The organism is Haemophilus parainfluenzae (assembly GCF_003252725.1).
GTDB lineage: Bacteria > Pseudomonadota > Gammaproteobacteria > Enterobacterales > Pasteurellaceae > Haemophilus_D > Haemophilus_D parainfluenzae_L.
In genome coordinates, this window is record NZ_QEPO01000013.1 from 1 (window position 1) to 7,750 (window position 7,750).

Sequence of the window (7,750 nt, forward strand, 5' to 3'; positions counted from 1 at the left end):
GACCAAGGTTTACGTTTCGCAATCCGTGAAGGTGGCCGTACAGTAGGTGCTGGTGTTGTTGCGAAAATCATCAAATAATTGATGTATTAACTGTAACAAGTTAGATTAAGAAGGCGTATCGAAAGATGCGCCTTTTTGTTTGCCTAAAATTCTGCAAAATTATAATGAAAATTCAAATTAAAAAAAGTGAATGTTAGGAAGAGAGAAATATTTGTTAGAGGAAAAAAAGTGGCGGAAGGTCATGGGAGTTGAACCCACCCGGGAACGCTGGCGTCCCCAACAGGATTTGAAGTCCTGCCACCTCACCGGAGATGACGACCTTCCGTTATTGAAATTGCGGTTACTTTAGCGTAAATTAGTTTATAATTCAACGCCATTTTGAAATAGGAATTAAAAATGACCGCACTTTTTCAACAACTTCCTTCGGTAGATAAATTTTTAAAAACACCAGAAGGTGAAATGCTTTTAACTGAATTTGGTCATTCAGCTGTCGTGCGTGAATTGCGCCAATTATTGTCTGATGGGCGAGAGTTTATCAAACAGCATCAACATTTACCGCACTTTTTTGCCGATCATTTGAATACATTGCATTATTTACAAGAGCGATTGACTCAACAAAATCATGTGCAAATTAAATCAGTTCATAATTTAACGGGTACGGTATTACATACAAATTTAGGGCGAGCATTATGGGCTGAAAGTGCACAACAGGCGGCACTTCATGCGATGAAAGGTAACGTGGCACTAGAATATGATTTGGAAGAAGGCAAACGCAGTCATCGGGATAATTATATTAGTGAGCTACTTGCACAACTTACGGGCGCGGAAGCCGCTTGTATCGTTAACAATAATGCTGCAGCCGTACTCTTGATGTTGGCCACCTTTGCAAAAGATAAAGAAGTTATTATTTCTCGCGGGGAGTTAATTGAAATTGGCGGCGCATTTCGCATTCCAGACATTATGGCTCAAGCAGGCTGTAAACTCGTTGAAGTGGGAACAACAAACCGCACACATTTGAAAGATTATCGTCAAGCAATCAATGAAAATACCGCTTTCTTAATGAAAGTACATTGCAGTAACTATCATATTAGTGGATTTACCGCTTCGGTTTCAGAACAAGAGTTGGTTGAGCTAGGACGAGAATTTGATATTCCAGTGATGACGGATCTGGGTAGTGGGGCATTGATTGATCTAAGCCAATATGATTTACCGAATGAGCCAACGGTACAAGAAAAAGTCGCACAAGGCGTAAACTTGGTGTCATTCTCGGGTGATAAATTATTGGGTGGAACACAAGCTGGTATTATCGTCGGTAAAAAAGAGTGGATTGCTCAGTTACAAGCTCACCCATTAAAGCGCGTATTGCGTTGCGATAAAGTGATTTTAGCCGGGCTTGAGGCAACATTACGCCTTTATCTCCAACCTGAAAAGCTTACTGAAACATTGCCAACTTTGCATTTGCTCACTCAATCAATGGATGTATTAAAAGAAAAAGCCGAACAACTTAAAGCCTGTTTAGCAAATCGTTTAAAAGATTACCAGGTTGAGATTGAAGAAAGCTTTGCTCAGATTGGGAGTGGTTCTCAACCGATGGCCACGATTCCTTCTCTCGCGGTGACGATTGCCGAAAAAACAGAGGCAAAATTGACCGCACTTTTGACTACATTTAAGCAATTAGAACAACCGATAATCGGCCGTGTTGAGAAAGGAAAAATCTGGTTAGATTTACGTAGCGTGGCTGATTTTAAGGTATTATTAGATACGGTGGAAAAATTATGATCATAGTAACATCAGGGCACGTCGATCATGGTAAAACAGCCCTTTTGCAAGCGCTGACAGGCACTAATACCACCCATTTGCCGGAAGAAAAAAAACGTGGCATGACCATTGATTTGGGGTATGCCTATTTGCCTTTAAAAGAGAAAGTACTCGGGTTTATTGATGTGCCTGGCCATGAAAAGTTTCTCGCCAATATGTTGGCGGGGCTTGGTGGCGTGCATTATGCGATGCTCATTGTTGCAGCAGATGAAGGGATTGCCGCACAAACTAAAGAACATTTAGCGATTTTACGTCAGCTTCAATTTACTGAAATCATGGTGGTGATTACCAAGGCAGACCGAGCAACTGATGAGCAAATTGAGACACTAAAAACACAAATTCAGACGGATTATCCATTCTTAGCTGAATCTCATTATTTTATTACATCGGCACAAACAGGCTTAGGGATTGATGCGTTACGCGATTATTTAGCCAATTTACCTGAATTAGCTGAAATGGATAAACCGTTCCGTTATGCCATCGACCGTGTCTTTAGCGTGAAAGGGGCGGGGACAGTGGTAACGGGCACAGCATTTGCGGGAACAGTGGCCATTGATGATGAACTCTTCCTTTCTACGGGACAAAAGGTTCGCGTTAAGAATATTCATGCTCAGAATACGCCGAGCGAAAAAGGCTTGGCTGGTCAACGCTTAGCGCTCAATTTAAACGTTGATTTAGATCGTATTCCAATGCAGCGCGGCGATTGGTTGTTAGCTTCAGAACCACTTGAGCCAACCGATCGTATTACCATTGAAATTACACCTGAAGTGAATTTGAAAGACAGTCAGCCTGTACACATTTATCATGCGGCAAGCCGTACGACGGGTAAGCTCACCTTGCTTGAAAGCAAAAATGCAATGAAAAATGACCGCACTTTGGCGGAGGTAATTTTAGAACAACCATTATTTTTAGCTTTCGGGGATAAATTAATTTTACGTAGTGGTGATGCGAAAGCGTTAATTGGTGGTGCCAAGGTACTCGAAATTCATTCACCAAAACGTTATAAGCGCACAGAAGCTCGTCTAGCGTTCTTGGCTAAACTTAATCAGGCTCAAACCGCCACACAACGTATCGGATTGACCCTACAAAAAGAGGCGATTTCAGCTCAAGCTTTAATGTGGAGTGAGCAACTAACCGAAAATCAGCTGGCTGAAGCATTGGCCGAGAATGGCGATATCCGTTTCCAAAATTGGTGTTTTAATCGCGATTATCAACGCGAAAAAACGCAGCAAATTTTGACCGCACTTGCTATCTATCATGAGCAACATAATGATCAGCTAGGTTTGAGTAAGGCTCGCTTATACCGTATTGCGACACTAAACCAACCGGAAAATCTGATTTATCATTTTATTGAAGAAATGCTTGATGAAGGCCAATTGCAGCAGACTCGTGGTTGGTTACATTTGCCTTCACACAAAATCCAATTTTCAGCCGAAGAGCAAAGCTTATGGCAAGCGGTGTTAGCTGAATTTGAGAAAGCGCATGGTCAAGCGATTTGGGTGCGAGATATGGCAACAGCCTTGGCGCAAGATGAAAGTGTGATGCGTAATTTTATGTATAAAGCGGGTAAATTGGGCTATCTTACACCAATCGTAAAAGATCGTTTTTTCCTGACTGAAAGCATTTATGCTTATGCGCGCTTGATCAAGCAAATGGCAGGTGAGGAAGGTAAGATTGCGGTTAATGAATTACGTGATAAACTGAACTTTGGTCGAAAACTGACCGTGCAATTAATGGAATATTTTGACCGTACTGGCTTTTTACGCCGTAAAGGTAATGATCACATTCTACGTGATAAAGATACATTTGATTTATAGGATAAAACATGAAAAAAACATTCATTTCAGCCTTAATTTTAACCGCACTTTTTACTGTAACAGGTTGCGAAGATAAAGAAACGAAAGCAACCATTGAGCAACAAACACAGACAATTGCACAACTAACGGCAGAAAATACGCAATTAAAAGCTGAAAAAGAAAAGGCGGAGAAGGTTATTCCAGCAATTATTGCTCAAGATGATGTGATTTTTGATAAAGAGGAAACCATCAAATATCCTAAATCACCCAAAGAAGATGAATATGTGCCTGTAGAAGGTAAACTTCATTACAGCATTTCTACACTAAAAACGAATATTGAATGGTTAGATACACTACTTTTAGAACAAATTTCCAAAAATGCTGATGGTAAACCAAGAAGCCGCGAGCAACTTATTGCGGATTATCAGAAAGAATATGATGAAGCTAAAAAAGAGATGTTGGAATCTCCTATAATTGGTGTTGATGAAACTTTAGATTTAGCATTTAGTCACCAAAGAGGTAAGCTTGCTGTATTTTTAATAAATTATTACAGCTATGGCGGTGGCGCTCATGGCGTTGGGGGCTACCATTATCTTAATATTGATTTAGAAACAAAAAAACTACTTTCATTTGATGATGTGTTTAAACCAAATCAGCAAGCTAAATTAAAAGAGCTGCTTTGGGAACGTAATACTCGATATGGAGAGGTACAAGATGAGGAAGCATTTACATCAAAAGACGCTTTTGAAGTGACCGATAATTTCTATTTAGATCATGATGGGATTCACTTTGTGTATAACGTGTATGAAATTGCGTCTTATGCAGAAGGACCACAGGAGCTTGTGATTGAGTGGTGGAATGCCCCTGCTTTATTGAAGCCTGAATTTATTCAGAAAAAATATTACCCCGTTTCGAGTAATACGGCAGAATAACAAAGTGCGGTCAATAATGGCCGCATTTTTATTGGCCTTTTTTCACCCAGTATTTAAAAGGTGTATCTTGGGTTTCACTCGCTAAAAGCGTATGTTCCATAAATTGGCAGAAACTGGGAATATCGCGAGTCGTGGCAGGGTCGTCCGCCAAAATAAGCAGCACTTCACCTTCATTCATGTGGCGAATGTTTTTTCTCACGAGCATCACGGGTTCAGGACAACGTAAACCAACGGTATCAAGGGTTTTATCGACAGTAATTTCAGTCATGGTTATTCATTAGTTTTATTGAAATTGAGCTACATCATACAATAATTATGGGGAAATTTCGATAAATCCGCTATCAATGATAAACTACGCAACAAATTCATTTGAACAATTATTTCATGGCTGAATACCTTATCCCTAAAAGTGCGGTTGTTTTTGAAGAAGAAATTAAGAAAAGTCGATTTATCACGTATTTGCAACATACGGAAGGGCTTGAACAAGCCAAAGCTTTTGGGGCAGAAATTAAAGCGCAGCACCCTAATGCCCGCCATCATTGTTGGGCAACAGTGGCAGGCAAGCCAACGGATTCTCAACAATTAGGCTTTTCCGATGACGGTGAACCAGCGGGCACTGCAGGGAAACCGATGCTATCCGCTTTGCAAGGTAGCCAAATTGGTGAGATTAGTGCCGTAGTTGTTCGTTATTATGGTGGCATTTTATTAGGCACGGGCGGTTTGGTTCGTGCTTATGGAAATGGTGTTCAGCAAGCTTTAAAATTATTAGAAACTGAACGAAAAGTAGAACGTCAGTTATTCCAAGTTCATTGTGATTATGCACAATTAAATTGGATCCAAATTTTATGTGAACAGCATCAAATTGAAATTTATCAGCAAGATTTTCAAGTGCAGATTACATTGCAGTTAGGCATTAGTGAAGATCAAATTAAACCTTTTGAACAAGCATTAATTGAGCGTTCGGCAGGAACGTTGAAATTAGAAGAAATGAATTAAGCGAGATATTGTGCATATTTTATCCATTATTCGGATTATCGGCATTTTGATTATGTGCTTTTCCGGCACGATGCTGATTCCAGCCTTTGTGGCGCTTATTTATGGCGATGGCGGCGGTAAAGCGTTTATGCAAGCTTTTGCATTGAGCTTAACCGTGGGCATGTTGCTTTGGTGGCCTTGTCATCACCACAAACAAGAATTGCGGTCTCGTGATGGATTCTTAATTGTGGTGGCATTTTGGTTCGTTCTTGGCGGGTTAGCAACCTTACCATTGTTATTATTTGATGCACCTCATTTAACGGTGGCTTCTGCCGTATTTGAGGCGTTTTCCGGGTTAACAACCACGGGCGCCACAGTCATGACTGGGTTAGATAATTTACCGAAAGCCATTCTGTTTTACCGTCAATTTCTACAATGGTTAGGCGGCATGGGGATCATCGTACTTGCGATTGCGATTATTCCTTTATTAGGTATTGGCGGAATGCAGTTATACCGTGCTGAAATGTCTGGCCCAATGAAAGATCAGAAAATTCAACCTCGGATAGCGGAAACGGCAAAGGCATTGTGGTTTGTTTATTTCTTTTTAACCATGTCTTGTACCTTGGCTTATTGGCTAGCAGGCATGACACCGTTTGATGCACTTACACATAGTTTCTCGACGGTATCCATTGGCGGCTTTTCTACGCATGATGCCAGTATCGGCTATTTTAATAGCTCGGCGATTAATTTTATCACGGTTATTTTCTTGTGGATTTCTGCTTGTAACTTCGCATTGCACTTCAGAGCATTTTCGACTTTAGGACGAGAAAATATTTTGAAGATTTACACAAAAGATCCAGAATTCCGATTCTTTATGAGCATTCAAATTTTGCTTATCGTGGTTTGTACATTGGTGATGATAAGCCATCAATATTTTGATTCCTCATGGCAAGATTTTGAGCAAGTTGTATTCCAAGCCGTATCAATTTCAACGACAACAGGCTACACTACATCGAATTTTGCTGAGTGGCCTTCTTTTGTGCCGATGTTATTAATTATTGCCTCTTTTATTGGTGGCTGTGCAGGCTCAGTCGGTGGCGGTTTGCGTGTTGCACGAATTTTAGTGCTATATCTTCAAGGTGCAAGAGAACTGAAACGATTTGTACACCCTAATTTAGTGTATCCAATTAAATGGGGTAAAAATGTCCTGGATGAACGAGTGATTGGGAGTATTTGGGCCTTTTTCTCAGCGTATCTATTGGTATTCACTATTTGTTTATTAAGTGTGATTGCATGTGGTGTCGAACCTTTTGATGCCTTTAATGCGGTATTAGCAAGTATTAATAACCTTGGACCGGGATTAGGTTCAGTAAGCAGCAATATGACGGCGATGCCAGATAGTGCTAAATGGGTACTCACCATTGCGATGGTATGCGGTCGTTTAGAAATTTTTACATTATTGGCGCTCTTCACCCCGGCGTTTTGGAAGGCATAATGAAAACATTAATTTTATATTCAAGCCGTGATGGACAAACTAAAAAGATTGCTGAGTTTATGGCTCAGTATCTTGAAGGAGAAGTAGTGGTTTCACCGTTAATGGAAGAGCAAGATCTTCAAGTTTTTGATCGGGTGATTATTGGGGCATCTGTTCGTTATGGTCACTTTAATAAACAAGTGTATCGTTTTGTAGAACGCCATCACGAATTGTTGAATGCAAAAAGTGCGGTCTTTTTTGGTGTAGGTTTAACTGCGAGAAAAGAAGGGAAAGATACACCAGAGGGAAATGTCTATGTTCGTAAGTTCCTTCAACGCATAAAATGGACTCCGGCAAAAGTCGGCGTATTTGCAGGTGCATTGCTATATCCACGCTATAAATGGATTGATCGTATCATGATCCAATTGATTATGAAAATTACAGGTGGCGAAACTGATGCGACCAAAGAAATTGAATATACCAACTGGGGAAAAGTAAAGGCATTTGTAGAAAGTCTGAATTCGTAGAATAAAACACCATAAAAATTGTGTTTTTTAGACGATTTGATTAAAAGATCTTCAACCAATAAAAAATTTACATTTTTTTACAAAAAGATCTTGCAAAGGCGTCTGAAATGCCTATAATACGCCCCACACAACGACGCGCTGTTGTGAATCTTAAGAAAAACCAGTGCGTCGTTATTTTTTGCTCTTTAACAATATATCAGACAATCTGTGTGGGCACTTGTTGATTGA

At 40.2% G+C, this 7,750-nt stretch carries 8 protein-coding genes and 1 tRNA gene; 7 read left to right on the forward strand and 2 right to left on the reverse strand.

The features are described from left to right. A partial coding sequence (locus DPV85_RS09515; RefSeq protein WP_457758357.1) for an EF-Tu C-terminal domain-related protein occupies positions 1 to 78 on the forward strand: 78 nt, incomplete at its 5' end. A 151-nt stretch (positions 79 to 229) separates the two neighbouring features. Here DPV85_RS09515 and DPV85_RS09520 read toward each other — a convergent pair. Continuing rightward, positions 230 to 324, reverse strand: a tRNA-Sec gene (locus tag DPV85_RS09520). A gap of 72 nt (positions 325 to 396) precedes the next feature. Between DPV85_RS09520 and selA the strand changes: the two genes are divergently transcribed. Genes selA through DPV85_RS09535 form a run of 3 tightly spaced genes read left to right on the forward strand, consistent with a single transcriptional unit; the run spans position 397 to position 4,546 of the window. After that, positions 397 to 1,779 (forward strand): L-seryl-tRNA(Sec) selenium transferase, encoded by a 1,383-nt coding sequence (selA, locus tag DPV85_RS09525; protein ID WP_111327836.1) that lies wholly within the window; start codon positions 397 to 399, stop codon positions 1,777 to 1,779. Further along, entirely contained in the window at positions 1,776 to 3,635 is a 1,860-nt protein-coding gene (gene selB, locus DPV85_RS09530; protein WP_111327837.1) for a selenocysteine-specific translation elongation factor, read from the forward strand. Before selA ends, selB begins: the two co-directional genes overlap by 4 nt. Before the next feature lie 8 nt (positions 3,636 to 3,643). Further along, on the forward strand, positions 3,644 to 4,546 hold the full coding sequence (locus tag DPV85_RS09535; RefSeq protein ID WP_111327838.1) for an RsiV family protein: 903 nt from the start codon (positions 3,644 to 3,646) through the stop codon (positions 4,544 to 4,546). Between the two features lie 28 nt (positions 4,547 to 4,574). On the opposite strand, the gene tusA is transcribed toward DPV85_RS09535, so the two are convergent. Then, complete coding sequence (tusA, locus tag DPV85_RS09540; protein WP_005697464.1) at positions 4,575 to 4,814, reverse strand: sulfurtransferase TusA; 240 nt, start codon at positions 4,812 to 4,814, stop codon at positions 4,575 to 4,577. A gap of 116 nt (positions 4,815 to 4,930) precedes the next feature. Between tusA and DPV85_RS09545 the strand changes: the two genes are divergently transcribed. From DPV85_RS09545 to hemG, 3 genes are read left to right on the forward strand one after another with little or no spacing between them, the layout of a single operon-like run. Then, the gene (locus DPV85_RS09545) at positions 4,931 to 5,542 is read left to right on the forward strand and encodes a YigZ family protein (protein WP_111327839.1); all 612 of its coding nucleotides are present in this window, start codon (positions 4,931 to 4,933) and stop codon (positions 5,540 to 5,542) included. A gap of 10 nt (positions 5,543 to 5,552) precedes the next feature. Next, positions 5,553 to 7,016 carry a TrkH family potassium uptake protein gene (locus tag DPV85_RS09550; protein ID WP_165816497.1) on the forward strand — a complete coding sequence of 488 codons (1,464 nt, stop codon included), beginning with the start codon at positions 5,553 to 5,555 and terminating at the stop codon, positions 7,014 to 7,016. Then, positions 7,016 to 7,522, forward strand: a complete 507-nt coding sequence (gene hemG, locus DPV85_RS09555; protein ID WP_111327841.1) for a menaquinone-dependent protoporphyrinogen IX dehydrogenase — start codon at positions 7,016 to 7,018, stop codon at positions 7,520 to 7,522. Before DPV85_RS09550 ends, hemG begins: the two co-directional genes overlap by 1 nt. Positions 7,523 to 7,750 lie beyond the last annotated feature (228 nt).